Source organism: Pseudomonas gorinensis, assembly GCF_042015035.1.
Lineage (GTDB): Bacteria > Pseudomonadota > Gammaproteobacteria > Pseudomonadales > Pseudomonadaceae > Aquipseudomonas > Aquipseudomonas gorinensis.
The window spans coordinates 4,070,434-4,091,417 of record NZ_CP167125.1 but is presented as its reverse complement, the minus strand read 5'-3'; the positions used below and the strand labels follow the sequence as shown (position 1 = coordinate 4,091,417).

17 protein-coding genes and 1 tRNA gene are annotated in these 20,984 nt (G+C 60.1%); 11 read left to right on the top strand and 7 right to left on the bottom strand.

Annotation, left to right across the window (positions count from 1 at the left end; translation table 11 throughout):
• Positions 1 to 124: 124 nt before the first annotated feature.
• Positions 125 to 1,591, bottom strand: a complete 1,467-nt coding sequence (locus AB7933_RS18635; RefSeq protein ID WP_024075692.1) for an efflux transporter outer membrane subunit — start codon at positions 1,589 to 1,591, stop codon at positions 125 to 127.
• Between the two features lie 87 nt (positions 1,592 to 1,678).
• Here AB7933_RS18635 and AB7933_RS18630 point away from each other — a divergent pair, with 87 nt between their 5' ends.
• The 3 genes from AB7933_RS18630 (at position 1,679) to AB7933_RS18620 (ending at position 6,678) form a co-directional block, all read left to right on the top strand.
• The gene (locus AB7933_RS18630) at positions 1,679 to 2,299 is read left to right on the top strand and encodes a TetR/AcrR family transcriptional regulator (protein ID WP_024075691.1); all 621 of its coding nucleotides are present in this window, start codon (positions 1,679 to 1,681) and stop codon (positions 2,297 to 2,299) included.
• Positions 2,300 to 2,473: 174 nt separating this feature from the next.
• Positions 2,474 to 3,595 carry an efflux RND transporter periplasmic adaptor subunit gene (locus AB7933_RS18625; RefSeq protein WP_024075690.1) on the top strand — a complete coding sequence of 374 codons (1,122 nt, stop codon included), beginning with the start codon at positions 2,474 to 2,476 and terminating at the stop codon, positions 3,593 to 3,595.
• The gene (locus AB7933_RS18620; RefSeq protein WP_024075689.1) at positions 3,592 to 6,678 is read left to right on the top strand and encodes an efflux RND transporter permease subunit; all 3,087 of its coding nucleotides are present in this window, start codon (positions 3,592 to 3,594) and stop codon (positions 6,676 to 6,678) included. The genes AB7933_RS18625 and AB7933_RS18620 overlap by 4 nt, the downstream gene beginning before the upstream one ends.
• A 348-nt stretch (positions 6,679 to 7,026) precedes the next feature.
• Here the strand turns inward: AB7933_RS18620 and AB7933_RS18615 are convergent, their stop codons facing one another.
• The 5 genes from AB7933_RS18615 to AB7933_RS18595 all read right to left on the bottom strand — a co-directional run bounded on the left by AB7933_RS18615 (position 7,027) and on the right by AB7933_RS18595 (position 11,325).
• On the bottom strand, positions 7,027 to 7,515 hold the full coding sequence (locus AB7933_RS18615) for a PaaI family thioesterase (RefSeq protein WP_024075688.1): 489 nt from the start codon (positions 7,513 to 7,515) through the stop codon (positions 7,027 to 7,029).
• Between the two features lie 79 nt (positions 7,516 to 7,594).
• Complete coding sequence (locus AB7933_RS18610; protein ID WP_024075687.1) at positions 7,595 to 9,160, bottom strand: DHA2 family efflux MFS transporter permease subunit; 1,566 nt, start codon at positions 9,158 to 9,160, stop codon at positions 7,595 to 7,597.
• The gene (locus AB7933_RS18605; RefSeq protein ID WP_024075686.1) at positions 9,157 to 10,266 is read right to left on the bottom strand and encodes an HlyD family secretion protein; all 1,110 of its coding nucleotides are present in this window, start codon (positions 10,264 to 10,266) and stop codon (positions 9,157 to 9,159) included. The genes AB7933_RS18610 and AB7933_RS18605 overlap by 4 nt, the downstream gene beginning before the upstream one ends.
• A gap of 22 nt (positions 10,267 to 10,288) precedes the next feature.
• Entirely contained in the window at positions 10,289 to 10,810 is a 522-nt protein-coding gene (locus AB7933_RS18600) for a winged helix-turn-helix transcriptional regulator (protein ID WP_024075685.1), read from the bottom strand.
• A 428-nt stretch (positions 10,811 to 11,238) separates the two neighbouring features.
• Positions 11,239 to 11,325 (bottom strand) — tRNA-Leu (locus tag AB7933_RS18595).
• Positions 11,326 to 11,685: 360 nt separating this feature from the next.
• Here AB7933_RS18595 and AB7933_RS18590 point away from each other — a divergent pair.
• Positions 11,686 to 12,027 carry a hypothetical protein gene (locus tag AB7933_RS18590; protein ID WP_236645984.1) on the top strand — a complete coding sequence of 114 codons (342 nt, stop codon included), beginning with the start codon at positions 11,686 to 11,688 and terminating at the stop codon, positions 12,025 to 12,027.
• 48 nt (positions 12,028 to 12,075) lie between these two features.
• On the opposite strand, the gene deoC is transcribed toward AB7933_RS18590, so the two are convergent.
• On the bottom strand, positions 12,076 to 12,756 hold the full coding sequence (gene deoC / locus AB7933_RS18585; RefSeq protein WP_024075684.1) for a deoxyribose-phosphate aldolase: 681 nt from the start codon (positions 12,754 to 12,756) through the stop codon (positions 12,076 to 12,078).
• 142 nt (positions 12,757 to 12,898) lie between these two features.
• Between deoC and deoR the strand changes: the two genes are divergently transcribed.
• From deoR to AB7933_RS18550, 7 genes are all read left to right on the top strand, one after another.
• Positions 12,899 to 13,657 carry a DNA-binding transcriptional repressor DeoR gene (gene deoR, locus AB7933_RS18580; RefSeq protein WP_041160948.1) on the top strand — a complete coding sequence of 253 codons (759 nt, stop codon included), beginning with the start codon at positions 12,899 to 12,901 and terminating at the stop codon, positions 13,655 to 13,657.
• Positions 13,658 to 13,811: 154 nt separating this feature from the next.
• A complete protein-coding gene (locus tag AB7933_RS18575; RefSeq protein ID WP_024075682.1) occupies positions 13,812 to 14,786 on the top strand; it encodes a substrate-binding domain-containing protein in 975 nt (324 codons plus the stop codon).
• A 42-nt stretch (positions 14,787 to 14,828) separates the two neighbouring features.
• Positions 14,829 to 15,845 (top strand): galactitol-1-phosphate 5-dehydrogenase, encoded by a 1,017-nt coding sequence (locus AB7933_RS18570; RefSeq protein ID WP_024075681.1) that lies wholly within the window; start codon positions 14,829 to 14,831, stop codon positions 15,843 to 15,845.
• Between the two features lie 99 nt (positions 15,846 to 15,944).
• Complete coding sequence (locus AB7933_RS18565; protein ID WP_024075680.1) at positions 15,945 to 17,465, top strand: FGGY-family carbohydrate kinase; 1,521 nt, start codon at positions 15,945 to 15,947, stop codon at positions 17,463 to 17,465.
• On the top strand, positions 17,462 to 18,448 hold the full coding sequence (locus AB7933_RS18560) for a sugar-binding transcriptional regulator (RefSeq protein WP_024075679.1): 987 nt from the start codon (positions 17,462 to 17,464) through the stop codon (positions 18,446 to 18,448). Before AB7933_RS18565 ends, AB7933_RS18560 begins: the two co-directional genes overlap by 4 nt.
• On the top strand, positions 18,441 to 19,928 hold the full coding sequence (locus AB7933_RS18555; protein WP_024075678.1) for a sugar ABC transporter ATP-binding protein: 1,488 nt from the start codon (positions 18,441 to 18,443) through the stop codon (positions 19,926 to 19,928). The genes AB7933_RS18560 and AB7933_RS18555 overlap by 8 nt, the downstream gene beginning before the upstream one ends.
• A gap of 20 nt (positions 19,929 to 19,948) precedes the next feature.
• Positions 19,949 to 20,977, top strand: coding sequence for an ABC transporter permease (locus AB7933_RS18550; protein WP_024075677.1), 1,029 nt, complete (start codon positions 19,949 to 19,951; stop codon positions 20,975 to 20,977).
• Positions 20,978 to 20,984 lie beyond the last annotated feature (7 nt).

The window sequence follows — 20,984 nt, the reverse complement described above, 5'->3', positions numbered from 1 at the left end:
GCATCTTCCCACTGCGTCAGTACCTCAGGAACATCTGCATTTGACCCCGAGTTCATTTCTCCAGAAAAAAACGGCCAGTTAAGGCCGTAAAGTGGGATGAACCGTTTCGTGAGGTATTCGACTGTTATTGGGCACTCGAGAGAAATCGCGGGTCTTGTGACTCGTGTTGCCAACCGCCACCCAATGCTTTGAATGTGGCCACCGCAGCTCGAGCCGATTCCGTTTGGGCTTGTGCTCTGCCATCAGATGCGGCTAACAAGTTCTCATCGGCACCCAGTACTTCGATCAGGCTCACCACGCCTTTTTCGTAGGCGGTGAATGATCTGTCTCGGGCTTTTGTAAAAGCAATTTCACCCTGCGCAAGCTGTTTAAGCTGCTGCTCGCGGTTGATCAGCGCGGAAAAAGCGGTTTCGACATCCTCGGAGGCCCGTAGCACTGACTGGCGATAGGCGGCTAACGCTTCAGCTTCTTGCCCCTTGGCCAAGTCAATCTGAGCGTTAATACGGCCAAAGTCGAACAGCCTCCAGCGTAGTCCCAATACCGCCGATGCCTGACTGGCATCGTTGGAGAAAAGATTTCCGCTGGAGACCGACGTCGCGCTGCCTATCAGCGCGCCTACGGAAAACTTGGGGTAGTACTCGGAAATGGCTTCGCCGATGCGAGCGTTTGATGCCGCCAGCCGGCGCTCTGCGACGATCAAATCTGGACGTCGGCGCAGGAGGTCCGCTGGAGAGCCCAGGCTGGCGAATTGTGGTACATCCGGGATGTGTGTCGATTGAGCCAACTGCGCAGTATAAGTACCCGGTGGCTTACCCAAGATGACATCCATAGCGTTCATTGCCGAATCAAGGCCAGCCTGCAGTACTGGCACCGTTGCTTGCGCTTGGTTCAACGATCCTTGAGTCTGATTCAGCTGCAGTTCAGCAGCCAGTCCTTTGGCGTAGAGATGTTCGATGGTGGCGAGCAGGTGTTGTCGCGTCTCTACTTGCTTTCGGGCAATTTCCAGGCGTGCTTGCAGGCCGCGGATGCTGATGTAAAGGTCAGCAGTCTGCGCTACCACTGCTAGCCGTGTGGCAACTGCTGCTGCTTGGGACGCCTGGTAGTCGGCCACGGCTGCTTCTTTGCCTCGACGTAATCCTCCAAACACATCAAGTTCCCAGCCAGCATTGAGATTCGCCTCATAAGCACTACCGTAGCGGTTATAGGATGGATCTGAATTCAGCACTTGGCCCAACGGTGTTTCCAAGGATTGTCGCGCTCTAGCCGCTTGGCCACTGACGGTGGCCGACGGCAAAAGAGCGGCATTAGCTGCTCCCAAGCCCGCGTGAGCCTGTTCGATCCTGGCGGTTGCCTGAGCTAAATCGAGGTTCTGCTCAAGGGCTCGATTGATTAACTGGCTGAGAACGGGGTCATTGAAAGCCTTCCACCAGACGGTAAGATCGCTGGAGGTTGAGTCAACTGTTCGTGTTGTAGGTGGATGCGCTGAAAAATGCGCGGGCAGTTCTACTTTGGGCTCCGAATAGTCAGGGCCCACCGAGCAGCCTGTGACCATACCGAAACTTAGCAAAACGGCAAAACGGAAAGGGTGCATGTGACACCTTTGAAATGATCGGTTGGTGACCATATTACGATTTGGTCATAAGTTGTCAACAGCCCTGCGGGTGCGTAAGCTAATCGCATGAACCCATTATCCGTTTCCTCGTCCAGCACTCGCGGTCCTGCCGAACACGAAATCCGAGACCAGATAGTCGCGGCGGCCAACGAACATTTCAGTCAATACGGTTACAGCAAGACAACAGTCTCCGACCTCGCGAAAGCGATCGGTTTTTCCAAGGCGTATATCTACAAGTTCTTCGACTCCAAGCAGGCGATTGGTGAAGCCATTTGCAGCAATTGCCTGTCGCAAATCATTGCGGCCGTGGAGGAAGCTATCAATGCCGTGGGTATCTCACCCACGGAGCGATTTCGACGATTGGTCAAAAGCCTTATAACCAAAGGGGTTGACCTGTTTTTTAATGATCGAAAACTGTATGACATCGCGGCGTTCTCTGCGTCGGAGCGCTGGCCCAGCTCGCAGGTCTATGACATGCGAATCAAACACTTCGTACTGCAAATTGTACGAGAGGGGCGTGAACTCGGAGAGTTTGAGCGCAAGACGCCTTTGGATGAGACAGTGGAGTCGATTCACCTCGCACTACGCCCCTACATCAACCCTTTGCTGTTGCAGCACAACCTTGACGTCGTTGAAGAGGCCCCTGGGCTCATTTCCAGCCTTATTCTGCGCAGCCTGATGCCTTAAAAAGCGCTGGCTGGCAGATCTGTACACCTCCGCACTTCCCTTGTATCCGTAACTTAAGGCCGACTCTGCTGATCTCACCTTGATCAGCAGACGGCTTTCATTTGTTCGTTTCGTGACTGTTGACTTATTTGGTCACTTGGATGAGCATGGCGCATCCGCTTCCAAGAGGTCTCTATGATCCAGCGCCGTTCCACTTCATTTATGTTCATCGGTCTATTGCCGTTTGCCTTGGCTGCATGCAGCGAGGCACAGCCTCCTGATCCTCGTCTCCAGGCTCCTTTGGTTCGCGTCAGCCTGGTTCAGCCTTCTGTACCTGAAGCTCGCCTATACACCGGCGTCGTAGCGGCTCGGGTTCAGAGTGACCTTGGTTTTCGAGTGCCCGGAAAGGTGACGGAACGCCTCGTGGACACCGGCCAGAGCGTCAAGCGTGGACAGCCGCTTATGCGCATTGATGCGAACGATCTGACGCTGACAGCGCGGGCGCAGCAAGAAGCGGTGCTCGCTGCAATGGCTCGATCCCGACAGGCCTCTGATGACGAGTTGCGCTACCGTGATCTGGTGTCTGTCGGTGCTGTATCTGCTTCGGCCTACGCAGGAATCAAAGCAGCCGCCGACTCGGCCAAGGCTCAACTGAATGCCGCCAAAGCCCAGGCTGATGTGGCGAAAAACTCCACCGGTTATTCAACCTTGCTGGCCGACTCCGACGGCGTTGTTGTAGACACCTTAGCGGAGCCGGGGCAGGTAGTAGTTGCAGGCCAGGTGGTAGTGCGTGTTGCCCATTCCGGACAACGTGAGGCCGTTATTCAATTACCTGAAACGCTACGTCCTGCTCTGGGCTCTTCGGCGACGGCGCAGCTTTATGGATTGGACCAGCATGAAGGGAAGGCGCATCTGCGCCAACTGTCCGATTCGGCTGACAGGTTGACCCGCACATTTGAGGCGCGTTACGTGCTGGAGGGCGCACTTGCCAATGCCACACTGGGGGCGACCATTTCGGTTGCCATCGGCGGCACGCCAACAGCCATCAATAGTGAAGTCCAGGTGCCAGTCGCCTCTCTCTATGACGCGGGTAAAGGTCCGGGTGTATGGGTGGTGAGTCGGGAGCCTGAGCAGGTGACCTGGCGCCCTGTAACGTTTCTCGGTTTGAGTGATGCTGAAACTGCACGTGTGACAGGTCATCTCAATGTCAATGATCGTATTGTCGCGTTGGGCGTTCACCTTTTAAGCGAGGGCGAGCAGGTCAGGGCTCAGGTGGCAGGCAACGCTCAGGCAGCGGTGGCTGAGGTGCGCCGATGAGCGGGTTCAACCTGTCCGCATTGGCCGTGCGTGAGCGTTCGATCACGCTGTTCTTGATCCTGCTGATATCCATAGGCGGGCTGTATGCGTTCTTCAAGCTAGGGCGCGCGGAAGATCCTGCCTTCACCATCAAACAGATGACGGTGGTAACGGTATGGCCTGGTGCGACGGCTCAGGAGATGCAGGATCAGGTGATTGAAAAGCTGGAAAAACGCATGCAGGAATTGCGTTGGTATGACCGGACCGAGACCTTCACACGTCCGGGAGTGGCTCTCACTACCGTCTATTTGCTCGATAGCACGCCACCTTCCGCTGTTCCCGAGGAGTTTTACCAAGCTCGCAAGAAGCTCCGTGATGAAGAGGCGGGTTTGCCGCCTGGAGTCATCGGCCCGATCGTCAACGACGAATATGCCGATGTCACCTTTGCCCTTTATGCGCTCAAGGCGAAGGGCGAGCCACAACGACTGCTGGTTCGCGAGGCCGAGTCCTTGCGTCAGCGCCTGCTGCACGTGGCGGGTGTGAAAAAGGTCAATATCATTGGTGAGCAGTCCGAGCGCATTTATGTCGAGCTGTCATACGAGCGTCTGGCGACATTGGGCATTTCCGCCCGAGACATATTTAGCGCGTTGAACGCGCAAAACATGATGACGTCGGCCGGTTCAGTCGAGGCCAAGGGACCACAGGTGTTCATCCGGCTCGATGGTGCGTTTGATGACCTCCAGAAGATTCGCGACACGCCGCTGGCCGTGCAGGGTAGAACCCTCAAATTGTCCGATGTGGCCGAGGTCAAGCGCGGTTACGAGGAGCCCTCCACGTTCATGGTGCGCAACAATGGTGAGCCCGCTTTGCTGCTCGGTATTGTGATGCGCGACGGCTGGAACGGTCTCGATTTGGGTAAGGCGCTTGAAGCCGAGACAACGTCGATCAACGAGCAACTGCCGCTAGGTATGACATTGAGCAAGGTCACCGATCAGGCGGTGAACATAGATGCATCGGTCACCGAATTCATGATCAAGTTTTTCGCGGCGCTGGGTGTGGTTCTGCTGGTATGTTTTCTCAGCATGGGTTGGCGTGTCGGCATCGTCGTCGCTGCGGCGGTGCCGTTGACCCTGGCGGCAGTTTTCATTGTCATGGCCGCAACAGGTAAGGACTTTGACCGCATAACGCTAGGGTCGCTGATTCTGGCACTGGGGCTACTGGTGGACGATGCGATCATTGCCATTGAAATGATGGTGGTGAAGATGGAGGAGGGGTATGACCGCATCAAAGCCTCCGCCTATGCTTGGAGTCACACCGCCGCCCCTATGTTGTCAGGCACGTTGGTCACTGCAATCGGCTTTATGCCTAACGGTTTCGCCAAATCAACCGCAGGTGAGTACACCGCCAACATGTTTTGGATTGTCGGCATTGCGCTGATCACTTCCTGGGTGGTGGCAGTGGTGTTCACACCTTACCTGGGGGTGAAACTGCTACCGCAGATCAAGGTGCCTGAAGGCGGCCATGCCGCGATTTACGGGACGCCCAATTACTTGCGTTTCAGGCGCGTACTGGGTGTGGTGATTCGCCGTAAAGGGCTCGTAGCGATCTCAGTGGTTGGTTTGTTCATTGTCGCTATTCTCGGCATGAGCGTGGTGAAGAAGCAATTTTTCCCAACATCAGACCGCCCCGAGGTACTCGTTGAGGTGCAGATGCCTTATGGCACATCCATCGAGCAAACTGATGCAGCGGCATCCGAAGTCGAGGCGTGGGTTGCGAAACAGCCTGAAGCACGAATAGTCACCGCCTACATTGGGCAGGGCGCCCCACGGTTCTATTTGGCGATGGCGCCAGAGTTGCCCGATCCTTCCTTTGCCAAAATTGTCGTGCTAACGGCAAATCAGGAAGAGCGTGAGGCGCTCAAGATCCGGCTGAGGCAAGCCGTTGCTGATGGCCTGGCTCCTCAAGCACGCGTACGTGTGACCCAGTTGGTGTTTGGTCCTTATTCGCCTTATCCGGTGGCCTTCCGCGTCATGGGGCCGGACCTGAAAGTGCTACGCGATATCGCCGGCCAAGTGCGCGAGGTGATGAAAGCCAGCCCCATGATGAGAACCGTCAATACGGACATGGGCGAGCGTGCCCCGGCACTTCACCTGGCACTGAATCAGGATCGTCTGCAGGCATTTGGTTTGACCTCCGCAGATGTTGCTCAGCAGCTTCAGTTTCTGCTGACCGGAGCACCAGTGACCCAGGTGCGCGAGGACATTCGCTCGGTCCAGGTGATTGCACGCTCAGCGGGTGACACGCGTTTGGACCCCTCGAAAATCGACGCCTTCACCTTGACCGGAGCGCAGGGCCAAAGGGTGTCGTTGTCTCAAGTCGGGACAGTGGAGATCCGAATGGAAGAGCCCATCCTGCGGCGTCGTGATCGAACCCCAACCATCACTGTACGTGGCGATGTGGCTGAAGGTCTTCAGCCTCCAGATGTTTCCAGCGCCGTGATGAAGCAGCTGCAACCGCTTATTGAACAGTTGCCTAAGGGTTATCGCATTGAGTTGGCAGGGGCGATCGAGGAGTCGGGGAAGGCTAACAGGGCGTTGCTGCCGTTGTTCCCCATCATGATCGCACTGACGTTGCTCACCATCATTCTTCAGGTGCGTTCGATGTCGGCAATGATGATGGTGTTCGCTACCGCACCTCTGGGACTGATTGGCGTGGTACCCATTCTGTTGCTGTTCCAGCAACCGTTCGGGATCAACGCGTTGGTAGGGCTGATTGCCCTGTCTGGGATTCTCATGCGCAACACCTTGATCCTCATTGGCCAGATTCACTCCAATAAGCAGGCCGGTCTGTCTCCCTATGACGCCGTGGTAGAAGCCACTGTGCAGCGTGCACGGCCGGTGATTCTCACCGCACTGGCAGCCATGCTGGCGTTCATTCCGCTGACCCATTCGGTGTTCTGGGGAACGCTTGCCTACACCCTGATTGGCGGTACGTTCGCCGGGACTGTACTGACCCTGGTGTTCCTGCCAGCGATGTATGCCCTTTGGTTCAAGATCAAGCCAGACACTTCAGGGGAACCCTCGATACCCGCACATCCTGCCTGAATGAGGGGGACATGAATTCGCCAGGGTGAGCGTGCCCTTCTCTCAAGTCTGGCGAAGACAACAGCCAATCATGGCCCCGATTAACGGGGCCATGACGAAGCTCGCATAAGGTGAGTCAATGTCATTGGAAAGCAAACGTATCGTAGTCACTGGCATGGGAGTTGTTTCTCCCTTGGGTTGTGGTGTTGCTCGGTATCCAGTTCCACTTCGCAGCCATGGCGAATGCCGGGCCAGTGGAACCTGTCCTGGTTCAACCGGCGCGGCGCCAGCCATATCCCGAAGCTGTCATGCGAAATTTAGGGCAGCACTACGGCCCGGGGGGATTTCACCCCCGATTTCCCGATTAGATTAATTGCGCCGTGATGATGGTGTACGTTCTGTACTTTGTGGGCGTTCCATCACTAACAACGTGGAGGTCGCGCTTGCGTAGATGCGCTCGTCGGCACCTTTCAATGTCGCCTCGGCAAACGCTGCGCGCCGACCCACCGAGATGACACGACCCTCGGCCCGGAGCGGGCCTGTTTCAGTGGTAATGGGGCGCAAATATGAAACTTTCAGTTCAAGGGTTGTGTAGGCCTGGGTTGCTGAAAGCTTGGAGTGAACGGCGCACCCACATGCGGAGTCGAGTAGCGTTGCAGCATACCCTCCGTGGATCGTGCCGATCGGGTTGTAGGCATGCAGGCCGGGCGTGCCTGTGAAGACCGCCCAGCCGTCACCGGCTTCGACAAAAGTGAAGTCCAGAGATTCGCCAATCGGTGGCCGTCCCCCGGCAGAAATCAGCGCCTGCAGGGTCTCAAGTCCGGATAGGCCGGGTGCAACTTCATCGACTAGATTCATTGATATTTCTCCATTTATGCCGGAACGATATCGCTGGTCGGCTAGGGTAAAAATGGGTGGCGGCTGTTGTGGGTAAAATTCAATGGGCATCCGCGGATCGCTGTTTCGGCGGTTGTACCTTGCGCATCAACGGCACCAGTAACACGGCGACGACGAAGCACGCCATGATCATCAGGAACGAATCGGCATAGGTCAGCGTCTGCGCCTCACGCCACGCCAGCGCCCATAGCTGACGCAGTGCAAACTGGTTGGCATCCAGGCTGTTTTGCCCGAGCAGTTGGGCATTGCCTGAAAGCTGGTCAAGCCAGACATTCATGGATTCGTTCTGGATATTCAGGTGCTCGGCCAGGCGCAGGAAGTGCAGGTTGGTGCGGTCGTTGAGCACCGTGGCGCAGGCGGCGATGCCGATGGCGCCGCCGAGGTTGCGCATCAGGTTGAACAGGCCGGAGGCGAGTTTCAGCCGGTCGGGGGCCAGTGCGCCGAGGGTCAGGGTTACCACCGGTGGCACTGCCATTTGTTGGGCAAACCCGCGTATGGCCTGGGGCAGCAGCAATTCCTTGGCACCCCAGTCGTGGGTGATGGGGGAGAAGTCCCACATCGACAGGGCGAACAGCGACAAGCCAAACATCAAGATCCAGCGCAGGTCGAAGCGGTTGGCCAGCAGCGCGTACACCGGGATCGCCAGCAACTGGAACACCCCCGTGGAAAACACCGCCAGGCCGATATCCAGCGAGCCATACCCGCGCACCCGGCCGAGGAACAGCGGCGTGAGGTAGATGGTGGCGAAAATGCCGATGCCGGTGATAAATGAAAACAGGCAGCCCAGGGCGAAGTTCCGGTCCTGCAGGGCGCGCAGGTCGACAATCGGTTCCTTGATTTCCAGGCAGCGCCAGATAAACAGTCCGCCACTGATAGCGGCGATCCAGGCGGTGGTGGAGATGGTGCTGTCACTGAACCAGTTCCAGCGCGGGCCTTCTTCGAGGGTGTATTCCAGGCAGCCGAGAAACACCGCCATCAGGCCCATGCCGATGTAGTCGGCGCCCTTGAGCAACGATGGGTTGGGGCGGTCGACTTTCACCAGCATCGGCACCGCTAATGTCACGAACAGGCCAGGCACCAGGTTGATATAGAACAGCCAGTGCCACGAAGAAATATCAGTGATCCAGCCGCCCACGGCGGGGCCCAGGGTGGGCGCAAGGGACGCGATGGCGCCGATGGTGGACGCGGCGATCACCCGCTGTTTGCCGTTGAAGTACATGAACGCGGTGGTGAACACCAACGGGATCATCGAGCCTCCCAGGAACCCCTGCAAGGCACGAAACGCGATCATGCTCTGGATGTTCCAGGCCATGGCACACAACAGGCTGGTCAAGGTAAACCCGGCCGCCGACGCCGCGAACAGCCAGCGCGTGCTCATTACCCGCGAGAGCCATCCCGACATGGGGATCACGATGATCTCCGCGATCAGATAAGCGGTCTGCACCCACGCCGTATCGTCCGCGCCGGCAGACAGCCCGCCGCCGATGTCCTTGAGGGAAGCGGACACGATCTGGATATCGATCAAGGCGATGAACATGCCCACGCACATGGTGGCGAAGGCTGCGACCTTTTGCGCAGTGCTGAGGGCGGGCAGCGGGTTGTTCATAGCTGGGCCTTGAGGGCGCTGGCCTGGTCTTCGAACGCCTCACGGGTGTTGACCTTTGCCATCACCGACAGGCCTGGGCGCAGGGCGCCAAAGTCGGCGTCATTGCTGTCGAGCCGCACGCGCACCGGCACGCGCTGCACGATCTTGGTGAAGTTGCCGGTGGCGTTTTCCGGCGGCAGCACACTGAATTGTGCGCCGGTGGCGGGGGCGAGGCTCTCGATGTGCCCGTGGAATTCGCGGCCGGGGAGGATATCGGCGCGGATGCTCACGCTTTGCCCAATCTGCAGGCGGCCCAGTTGGTCTTCCTTGAAATTGGCGTCCACCCACAGCCCTTTTGCCGGCACCACCGAGATCAACTGGCTGCCGGCCGCGGCGTAGGCACCGACCCGGGCGCGGCGATTGCCCACGTAGCCGTCCACCGGGGCCCGCAGTTCGGTGTAGCTGATGTTCAGTTGTGCCTGGTCGCGTTCGGCTTGGGCCTGCTGCAGTGCGGCGCGGGCCTGACCGCGTTGGGTTTCGATCACGTCGATCTGCCGGCGTGCCGCCATCAGCCCGGCTTGCGCCCGGGAGTGATCGGCGCGGGCGGTCTTCCACACGGCGTTGACCCGTTGCGCACTTTCCACCGACACGGCCTGGCTGCGTACCAGGTGCTGGTAGCGCGTCTGATCGTCGCCGGCCCGTTGGGCTTCGGCGTCGGTAGCGTCGATCTGCGCCCTGGCCTGGTTGATCACTGCCAGTTGCAATTGTTCGGTGGCGTCGAGGTTGGCGAGCGCGGCCTGTTGCGCTGCCACGGCGCCATCGGCCTTGGCCAGGGCGGTGCGGTAGTCGCGTACATCAATGCGGGCCAGTACGTCGCCGGCGTGCACGAACTGGTTGTCCTGCACGGCCACTTCGCTGATATAGCCCGGCACTTTGGCGCTGATCACCGTTACGTCCGCACCCACGTAGGCATCGTCGGTGTCCTCGATAAATCGGCTGACCAGCCACCAGTGGCTGGCGTACCAGACGCCGCCCACCACGGCCAGGGTCAGCAGCCCCACGCGCAGTACGTGTTTGCGCCGGGAAGTTTTCGTGGGTTCGGGCAAAGCGCTGACTTGAGCGTCCATGACGAAATGACCTCATTGCGTATTAGTGGGGGAAGGGGCTGACCAGTTGATCTTTTGCGGTGTAGGCCCTACCGGTTCGCGCGCGCCACAGGCTCAATGGTTCGGCGTCGGCGGCGACATGCACGCGGTGGTCTTCGCGGGTGATGGGCTTGCCGGTGTTGGCATCCATCAACGCGAGTTTCACGGGGCGCCCGGTGTCCTCATCGGCGAGAAACACCTTGGATGACCCCTCGGCATGCCGCGCGCCCCAGGCCATCAGCGTGAGAATCACCTGGCGCAAGTCCCGGCCGGCTTCGGTGAGGTGGTATTCGTGGCGCGGCGGGTTGTCCTGGTAGGGGCGCCGCTCCAGCAAACCGTTGGCCACCAGCGTGTTCAGGCGGCGAGTCAGCGTGTTAGAGGCGATCCCCAGGCTCGTGAGAAATTCGTCGAAACGACGCAGCCCATAGAACGCATCGCGCAAGATCAAAAGGCTCCAGCCATCGCCGATGTGCTCCAGGGCACGGGCGACCGGGCAGGGCATGGACTGGAAGCTGGCTTTCTTCATGACGATCTCCGGGATTTGTTGCTAAGTATTACGATAATAATATTGCACGGTGAATTTCATAATGAAAGTGACTCGCGCGAATTTATTATTGTGTTCGGAGTGCGCCCCCTCGTGCACCCGCTCGCTTCGCTCGATACGGATGGTGCGTTGGCCTCGAATGGCTCACTGGTTGTTTCTACGCGGATGCAGCCTTGATGAGATGGGGAAAAACGGGGAGGGGAAGATCAATCCATGAGACAGAGGGGTATTCGACCGCTCCAGGAACGCCTTGCCTGCAGCGATTCCGTTAGCGTACGGGTGAAGAACAGAAACTGTTGATTTGAGTCGGCAGAACGCCAGGGAAGGGAACTGCGGGACAGATCCTGAAATTGAGGAACACAAAAGATAAGGGCCTGCATGAAGTTCATCATGCAAGCCCTTGATATCTATGGTGCCCGAACCCGGAATCGAACCGGGACGCCCTTACGAGCGGGGGATTTTAAGTCCCATGCGTCTACCAGTTTCGCCATTCGGGCGGTAGCGCGGTGCAACAGGGTTGGGAATATATAGATCCAGGCGCCTGGGCGCAAGGTGGCCGGGCACCTTTCTTGTGCAAAGGGCTGGATGAAAAAGCTTGATAGATCAGTGATCTACATAGGCTTCACGAACAACGCAAAAGGCGTGCGAGACCCGGGAACAAGGCTCATAAATGACAGTCATAGCGATATGCCATCCCGGCAGTTCGGAAAGGAATCAATTGATGCTCCGTGTTCGTAAGCGTTCTTGGATGATGACAATAGGCGCCGTGGCGGTATTGGCGGGTGGTGTGGTCGGCCCGATGCAGGCGGGGAGTGCGGTGAAGTGGGGGGGATTTCAGTGCGTCGGCCGGTGACCGGTTGACGGCGACTTCGATGGAGGCGGGTAACCAATATGTGTTGAAGTCGTCGAGCCTTTCGGTGGGCGATATCGAAGCGTTGCAAGCGGAGCAGAAGCGTAGCACCAGCGCACTGCAAAGCCTGACCAGCAAAGTCGAGGGCCAGGGCCGCGAGCTCGACGAGCTCAAGCGTAAGGGCGGTTCCGCCGCCAGCGCCGGTGATAGCCAACTGTCGAGCCTCAAGAGCACGATCCAGGATCAGAAAAGCACGATTGACCGGCAGAAAAGTGACATCGACGCCTTGAAGCGTAGCCTGGACGATTTGAAACGCAGCGTTGAAAGCCTGAGCAGCAAAGTGAAGTAACCGACGCGTTACCGCAAGCGCGAGAATGTTCGCGCTTGCGGGTCTTGCTTAATAGGCGTCGGCCACTGCACTGGCCCCATTGACAATCGCTATCCCGGAGCTGCTGCCCAGGCGCGTAGCGCCTGCCTCGATCATTGCCTGAGCCGTTGCCAGGTCGCGTACGCCCCCTGAGGCTTTCACCCCGATCGCCGCGCCGACCACTTTGCGCATCAAGCGCACATCCTCCAAGGTGGCGCCCCCGTGGCCGAAGCCGGTGGAGGTCTTGACGAAGCCGACATTGAGTTCACGGCACACTTCGCATGCCTTGATCTTCTGTTCGTCATTGAGCAAACCGGTTTCCAGGATCACTTTCAATGGCACCTCTCCACAGGCCTCGAGCACCTGGGCAATATCGTCACGCACCTGGTCGAGCAAGCCATCTTTCAACCAGCCGATGTTCAGCACCATGTCGATTTCCCGCGCACCCGCCTGGATCGCCAGTTGTGCCTCGCAGGCCTTGGCCGCACTCAGCCCGGCGCCCAGTGGAAAGCCGACCACCGCGCACACCAGGGCAGCTGACCCGCGCAGGCATTCGGCCGCCAGCGGTACGTTGGCGCTGTTGACGCATACCGACTTGAAGCCGTACAGGCGAGCTTCGTCGCACAATTGGCGCAGGCTGGTCTGGGAAGCGTCTGCGGTCAGCAAGGTATGGTCGATGTAGGCAGCGAGGGACAGGGGGGCTTGGGGCATGGTCGGAGTCCTGTGGGGGAGGGTGCTGAGAAAAGCCTGTTTGTGTTAAGTTGGATGCATTAAATGTTAAATAAATAACATTGTAAATGGGATTTGTGAGCCTTGTTATCTATCGGCCACGTTCAAACCGAGTGAAAACGCAGTGGATTCAAAGAAAAGCGAACGATTCAAAGCCATGCACAGGGCCTTGCAAGGCGAGGCCGCCGTGCATTTACGCGAGATGGCGGCATTGCTCGGCGTGTCGGAAATGACGGTGCGCCGCGACCTGGTGGACAGCCCCCAGGGCCTACGCCTGCTGGGCGGGCATGTCACCCGCAGCGGTGCGCCGGAGCCGGATTACCAGGTGGCCGAACAAGACCAGCGCAACCTCGTCGAGAAGCGTCGCATCGGCAGCGTGGCCGCCAGCCTGGTGCGCCCGGGCGATACCGTTTTCATCGATTGCGGCACCACCACGCCGTTTATCATCGACGCGTTGCCCGATGACCTGGAGTTCACCGCCCTGTGCAACTCCCTTAATGTCCTGCTCAAACTCCAGCAAAAGCCCCACTGCACGGTGATCCTGTGCGGAGGCATGCTGGATCGGCGCAACCTGGTCTTCGAGAGTCGCGCCGAGCTGGGCATCCTTGAGGGGATCCGCGTGGCCTGGGCATTTATCTCCGCCGCCGGGGTGAGCGCCGTGCATGGCGTGACCTGTTACAACCTCAATGAAGTGGAGGTCAAGCGCCGGGTCATGGCACGGGCGCAGCGTTGTGTGCTGGTGGCCGACCACACCAAGTTCGAGCAGGTACGTGCGGCGCATTTTGCTGAACTGGCCGACTTCCAGCGGGTGATCAGTGACGTTGGCCTGCCAGTGGCGCAGCGGCAGCTCATCGAGGAGGCCGGGGCGATTCTGATGCTGTGATTTATTTATCGTATGTTTGGATTCTAACAAAATTGCCTTGACACCCTGGCGGGCAAGGCATAGTTTTTCAAATGTGATCGCTGTTCACATTTGTGAGCACTGCCTCGCTGAAGGCAGTGCCCGAATCCAGACAACAATAAAAATAGGAATCACCATGCTACAGATCGCCCGTAAACCTGTTCAGGTGCTGTCCCTTGCACTGGCTGTCGCGGCCTCGGTACTGGCGTTGAATGCCCAGGCCAAGGATCTGAAGATCGGTTTCAGCCAGGTCACCCTCCAATCGCCTTTCTATGTGCAACTGCGTGACGGTGCCAAGGCGGCCGCCGCGAAAGATGGCGACGAGTTGATCTTCCTCGACGCCAATGGCGACATCAGCAAGCAAAACAACGATATCCAGGACCTGCTGACCCGCAAGATCGACGTCCTGATCATCAATGCAGTCAACCCCGACGCCGTCGGCGCCTCGCTGGATGCCGCCAAGCGCGCCAAGGTCCCGGTGATCGCCGTGGACCGCGCGATCAACGCGCCTGTCGCCGCCACCATCGGTCGCAACAATGCCGAGATGGGCGAGCTGTCCGGCAAAGCCCTGGTGGCCGCGCTGAAACAAAAAGGCGTGGTCAGCGGCAAGGTCATCGAGATCCAGGGCGATGCCGGCGGTACCGTGATGCAAGAGCGGCGCAAGGGCTTTCATACCGCGCTGGCCGGCACCGACTTCAAGATTATCGAAGGCCCCTACAGCGAATACATGCGCGCCAATGCGGTGACGGCGATGCAGGATCTGTTGCAGGCCCACCCTGACCTCAAGGCCGTGATCGCGCACAACGACGATATGGCCATGGGCGCCCTGCAAGTGCTCAATGAAAGCGGCAAGAAAAACGTACTGGTCGCGGGCGTCGATGGCCTGTCGGAAGCGATCAATGCCATTCAGAACGGTGACCAATACGTCGCCACCGCCCTCAACGATCCGCGTTACCTAGGCGAAGTCGCGATTGAAGCGGCGCGTGGCCTGGTCACCGGCAAGACCATCCCGGCCTTCGTCGACGCCGGCACCAAAGTCGTGACCCAGGCCGATGCGGCCCAGATCAAGCACGACGCCACCTTCGGCGAATACCGTCCCGGCGCACTCTGAAGCGCTCACCGCTGCATTGCCTATCCAACAGGGGATTTCACTGTGAAAGCTGCCGTCATGTACAAACCGGGTGATATCCGGGTCGAAGATGTTCCAAAACCTGCCGTCAAGGCCGGCCACGCCTTGGTTCGAGTAGCGGCCTGTGGGGTCTGCGGCTCGGATATCCCGCGGATGCTGAGCAAGGGCGCCCATGTGATGCCGCTGATCTGCGGCCATGAGTTTGCTGGTTTCATCGAAGAAATCGGCAGTGGCGTCGAAGGCTACGCCATTGGCGAATTGGTCACTGTGCCGCCGATGATCCCGGACGTGACCAGCGACCAGTATGCCCGTGGCTTTCCGTCGCGCTCCGAACAGTACGACTACTTTGGCAGCCGCCGCGATGGCGCTTATGCCGAGTACGTCAATGTGCCGCTGAGCAACCTGATCAAAGTGCCCAAGGGCATGGACCCGATTGCCGCGTCCCTGGTCGACCCGGCGGCGATTGCGCTGCACGCCATCTGGAAAGCCGATTTCAAGGCCGGGCAGAGTGGCGCGGTGGTGGGGTGCGGGCCGATCGGGCTGTTTGTGATCCAGTGGCTGCGCATCATGGGCGCCAAGGACATCGTCGCCATCGATATCGCCGAAGAGAAACTCGCCATGGCCCGCCAGGCCGGTGCGACCCACACCTTGCTCAGCGGTGCCTCGGATGTCGAGTTGCCGCGCTGCCAACTGGTCGTTGAAGCCGCGGGTCATCCGAGCTCGATCAACCAGGCGGTACAACTGACCAAGGCCGGCGGGCACGTGGTATTTATCGGCATTCCAACGGGCGAAGTGCCGATCAGCACCGCGACTTTTTCGCACTTCCTGCGCCAGGAAATTTCCTTGCATGGCGCGTGGAACTCCTTCTCGGCGCCGTTCCCCGGTGACGAGTGGACCGCGTCGATCGACAAGCTGGCGTCGGGTGAATTGCAGTGGCAATTCATGATCACCCACGACTTGCCGTTGGAAGAGTTGCCCACCATGTTCAAGCGTTACGCCGACCGCAGCGAAGTGGCCGCCAAGGTGATTTTCCGCCCCTGATCCAAGGCTTAGGCTGTGATTCGCCCAGCCCTGCAATGCAGGTGGTTGCAGGGCTCAAAACAAAAAGCGTCGGCGGCACAAGACGCAGGAGGACTACCGATGACGTTGTTGTTGGGACTGGATTTCGGAACAGGTGGGGTGCGTGCCGGGCTATATGACTTGCACAGCCATAAACTGATACAGGTGGCCGAGGCCGCCTACGCCACGCAGTACCCGCAATTGGGTTGGGCTGAACAAGCGCCGGCTGACTGGTGGACCGCGCTGGGCAAAGCCTGTCGGCAATTGATGGCCCAGGCCGGGCATCTACCGGTGGCCGCGGTGTGTGTCGCGACCACTGCGTCCACGGTAGTGGCCGCCCAGGCGGACGGCGAACCGTTGGCCCCGGCCTTGTTATGGATGGATTGCCGCGCGGCCGTTGAGTCGGCGCGCAGCGCCCGGATCAGCCACCCGATGATGAACCAAGGGGGGGACGCCGTGGAGTGGCTGGTGCCCAAGGCCATGTGGCTGGCTGAGCACGAACCCGAGGTGTACCGCCGCGCGGCGCGAATCTGCGAAGCGGTGGACTGGATCAATTACCAACTGACCGGGCGCTGGGTTGCCTCTCAACTCAACGCCAGTTGTAAGTGGAACTACGACACGTTGCAGCAGCGTTTCCCCGTGGAACTGTACGCCGACCTGGGCATTCCCGAACTCGCACAGAAGCTGCCGCCGGAAGTGATCAAGGTCGGTGGGCGAATCGGTCCGTTGACCGCAGAGGCCGCCAATCACCTGGGCCTGAGCCGCGACACCCTGGTGGCCCAGGGCGGTATCGATGCGCACATGGCCATGCTCAGCGCCGGCACCACGGGCGCGGGTGAAGTGCTGTTTATCGGCGGCACCTCCGTGGTGCAACTGATGCATACCCCCAAGCGTATCGACGTGCCGGGTATCTGGGGGCCTTACCCCGGCGCCTTGCTCGACGGCCAATGGCTGATGGAAGGCGGGCAAGTCTCGGCTGGCTCGATTCTCAACTGGCTCGCGCAAAAAATGTTCGGCCTGGACGATGCCGGCCACCAGCAATTGATCCGCCAGGCCGCTGCCCTGCAACCGGGCTCCACCGGCCTGCTGGTGCTCGATTACTGGATGGGCAACCGCACGCCGTATCGCTCGCCGGACATGCGCGGGGCGATCATGGGCCTGTCGCTCAATCACGACCGCCACGACCTCTATCGCGCCTCGGTGGAAGCCATTGCCCTGGGCTCGGCGAACATCTTCCACACCTGGCGCAGTGAAGGCATTGAGATCACCCGCGTGGTCGCTGCCGGCGGTTTCCAGAAAAACCCGCTGTGGTTGCAAGCCACTGTCGATGCCACCGGCGTACCGTTCGAGATGGTCCCCCATGACAACCTGACGTTGATCGGGACTGCGGCGGCGGCGGCCTGCGCCCTCGGTGAATTCAGTGACTTGCAGCAAGCCGCCACGGCCTTCACCACCGTCGGCCGCCTGATCGAGCCCGACCCTTACGCCCATGAGCAGTACATCGAATTGCTTGGCCGTTACCGCGCCGCCACGGACAGCGTGGCGCCCATCAGTTGCAAACCGCCGGCGAACCGCACGCTCGGCGTAAGGCCGGCCGCATGAGCACCCAAACCTGCACCGATTCATTGCCGCCCAAGCTCACCGCGGACTCCCAACGTGATGACCTGATGGTGCAAGTCGCCAAGCTGTACTACGACCTGGAAAAGACCCAGAGCGACATCTCCCGTGAAACCGGCCTGACCCGCTGGCAAGTCAGCCGCCTGCTGCGCGAGGCCCGCGACTGCGGCGTCGTACGCATTGACATTGTGGCCCGCTCGGCCCGCGTGCCGGCGCTGGAAGTGGCGTTGCAAAAGCGTTTTGGCCTGCGCGAGGCGCTGGTGTTGGAGGTCGACGATGACGATGCACTCAATGTCGTGACCCAGGCTGCTGCGCGCTACCTGTGCACCCTGCAACCGATGCCTGCCCTGATCGGCGTGTCGTGGGGCCGCACCCTGACCAAGATGGCCCAATGGTTGGTGCCGCGCTGGAACGAAGGGGTCAATGTGGTGCTGCTCAATGGCGCGATCAACACGCGCTCGGTCGGCGAACCCAGCCATAACGTGGCCGAACGCTTCGCCCAGGCGGCGCGTGGCCAGGCCACCTTGCTGCCCGTGCCGGCCATCCTGGGGCACGCCCATACCCGGGAAGCGCTGGAACAAGACCCGGTGATCGCCCAGGTCATGCACTTGGGCGAGCAGGCGCCAGTTGCCTGCTTCAGCCTGGGCGAGTTGTCCGACCATTCGGTGCTGATGGAGTCGGGCTACATCGACCGTCCCTTGCTCCAGGAACTTGAGCGCCTCGGTGCGGTGGGCGACATCATGGGCCGGTTTATCGGCATGGACGGCGAACCGGTCATGCCCGAACTGGATGCCCGTACCCTTGGCCTGCGCCTGTCGGCGCTGCGCGACAAAGCCTGGTCGATAGCCGTGTGCGTGGGGGGCCACAAACATCGCATCGTGCATGCCAGCGTCAAGGCCGGTTACGTCAATGTGCTGGCGACCGACGCTGGCACCGCGCGCTATTTGCTGGAGCAGGATCATGAATGATTTGGCGCTGGAGATTCAGCATGTCAGCAAACGCTTTCCACCCAATGTCATCGCGTTGACCGACGCGTCCCTCGATGTGCGCCCCGGTGAAGTGCATTGCCTGCTGGGCGCCAACGGCGCGGGCAAGAGCACCCTGCTGAAGATCGTCGCCGGCGCCCATCGGCCGGACGCTGGCGAGATGTTCATCGGCGGCCGGCGCGTCGAGTTGAAAAACCCGCAGCAGGCGCGCCAGGCCGGGATCGCCATGATCTACCAGGAACTGGACCTGATCGCGCAGATGACCGTGGAAGAAAACCTGATGCTCGGCTACGCGCCACGGCGCTTCGGCATGATCGACCGTGGCAAGCGCAGTGCCTTGGTCAAGGCTGCGCTGGTGCGGGTCGGCGCCACGTTCTCCAGCACCGACTGCGTGGGCAGCTTGTCGATTGCCAACCAGCAACTGGCGGCCATTGCCCGGGCGCTGACCTGTGAGGCCAAGGTCGTGGTGATGGATGAGCCGTCCGCCGCGCTGAACGAAACCGAACTCAAGCAGGTATTCCGGGTGATCCGCGAGATCACTGCCGCCGGGGTCGCGGTGTTGTACGTGAGCCATCGCTTGAATGAGATTCGCGAGATCGGCGACCGGGTCACCGTGCTACGTGCCGGGCGCACGTTGCGCACCTATGAATTGGCGCAGATCGATGACCAGGCGCTGGTGGCCGCGGTGGTCGGCGAACATCGCGACCTGCTGGAGCGCAGCCCGCGCCAGCCGCCGCGCGAGGCGCTGGCCCTGGATATTCGTCGCTTGCAGGGTGCCCAGGGCTTGGATGTGCGTGGATTGCAGGTGCGCCAAGGTGAAATTGTCGGCCTGGCGGGGCTCAACGGCGCAGGGCGCAGCACCTTGCTCAAGGCGTTGTTCGGTGTGGGCCGTACCGACAGCGATGTCGAACTGTTCGGTGAGCCCTACCGCCCGTTGACCTCACGCCAGGCTATTCGCCAGGGCGTCGGCCTGGTCCCGGAAAACCGCAAGACCGAAGGCCTGCTGCTGGACGCGCCGATCTACCGCAACGCCTGCCTGGTGCATGCGCGGCATCTGGGCTGGTTCTCCCATCGCCAGGCCAAGGACCGTGCGGGCCCGGTGCTGCAACGCCTGCAAACCAAGCTCGACAACCTGGAGCAACCGGTACGCCAGTTGTCCGGCGGCAACCAGCAAAAAGTGGTCATGGCCAAGTGGGTGATCGACGGTGCGCGGTTGTTGCTGCTCGACGAGCCCAGCCGTGGCCTGGATGTCGGCGCCAAGGCCGACCTCTACGCCCTGGCCCGCAGCCTCGCGCAGGAGGGGGCGGCCGTGTTGGTCGCCAGCAGTGAGCTGGATGAGTTGTACGTCAATTGTGACCGGATCTGGGTCATGCACGAAGGGCGTAACGCGGTGTGTTTCGACCCGTTGAGCGCCAGCCGTGACCAGATCGACCAGGCCATCCTTATTGGTCGACATCCTTGAACGGTAAAGAGTGCAGAACCATGACTATTGCCAGCAACCCGACACCCGTTTTCGACAAGCCCATGGCCCTGACGCCCAGCCGACGCAGTGCGGTGCTGGAATGGGTGATGCGCTACAACTTCGTGTTCATTTTCCTGTTCGCCGTGACAGTGGCGACGTTTTTGTCCGATGACTTCCTGACCTTCGGCAATATCGCCAACCTGTTCCAGCAAGGGGCGATCGTGGGGATCGTGGCCATCGGCATGACCTTCGTCATCCTGACCGCGAACATCGATTTGTCCGTCGGCAGCTTGTGCGCCTTTGGCGGCATCCTGGTGGCGGTGCTGTTGCAGCAACAGGTCAGCGGTTGGCTGGCAGTGCCGGCGACGTTGCTGGTGGGTCTGGCGATAGGCACCTTGATGGGCAGCCTGACGGTATTTGGCAAGGTGCCGAGTTTTATCATCACCCTGGCCGGCCTGGTGTCGTTGCGCGGTGCGACCTTCCTGGCCTCCGATGGCGCACCGATTGGCGGGCTGCCGGCAAGCTTCACCGGGTTTGGTTCATCGATGATCGACATCCTGCCGAGTGCCGGCATCGCGTTTCCGGTGCTGGGCCTGATCTTCATCCTGATCACGCTCATCGCCTGGCTGGTGCTGCGCTACACGGTGTTTGGCGAGTATGTGCTTGCCACGGGCGGTAACCTGGAAGCGGCGCGCTTGTCCGGTGTCCCGGTGCGGGCGGTGACCATTGCGGTGTTCGCCATTTGCGGGGGGCTGGCTGCGTTCGCCGGGCTGTTGATGACCTCGCGCCTGCATGTCGGCCAACCCACGGCGGCCCAGGGCCTGGAATTGGACGCCATCGCTGCCGTGGTGCTGGGCGGCACCAGTCTGTTCGGAGGGCGCGGTAGCGTGGTCGGCACGGCGGTGGCGGTGATGCTGCTGCAAGTGCTGCGCAATATCTTCAATTTGCTCGGGCTGGGTTCGTTCTATCAGATGGCGATCACCGGGGTGATCATTGTGCTGGCGATTCTGCTCAACCGCCTGATCGACCACTACGCTGGCCGAACGTGAGGAGAGC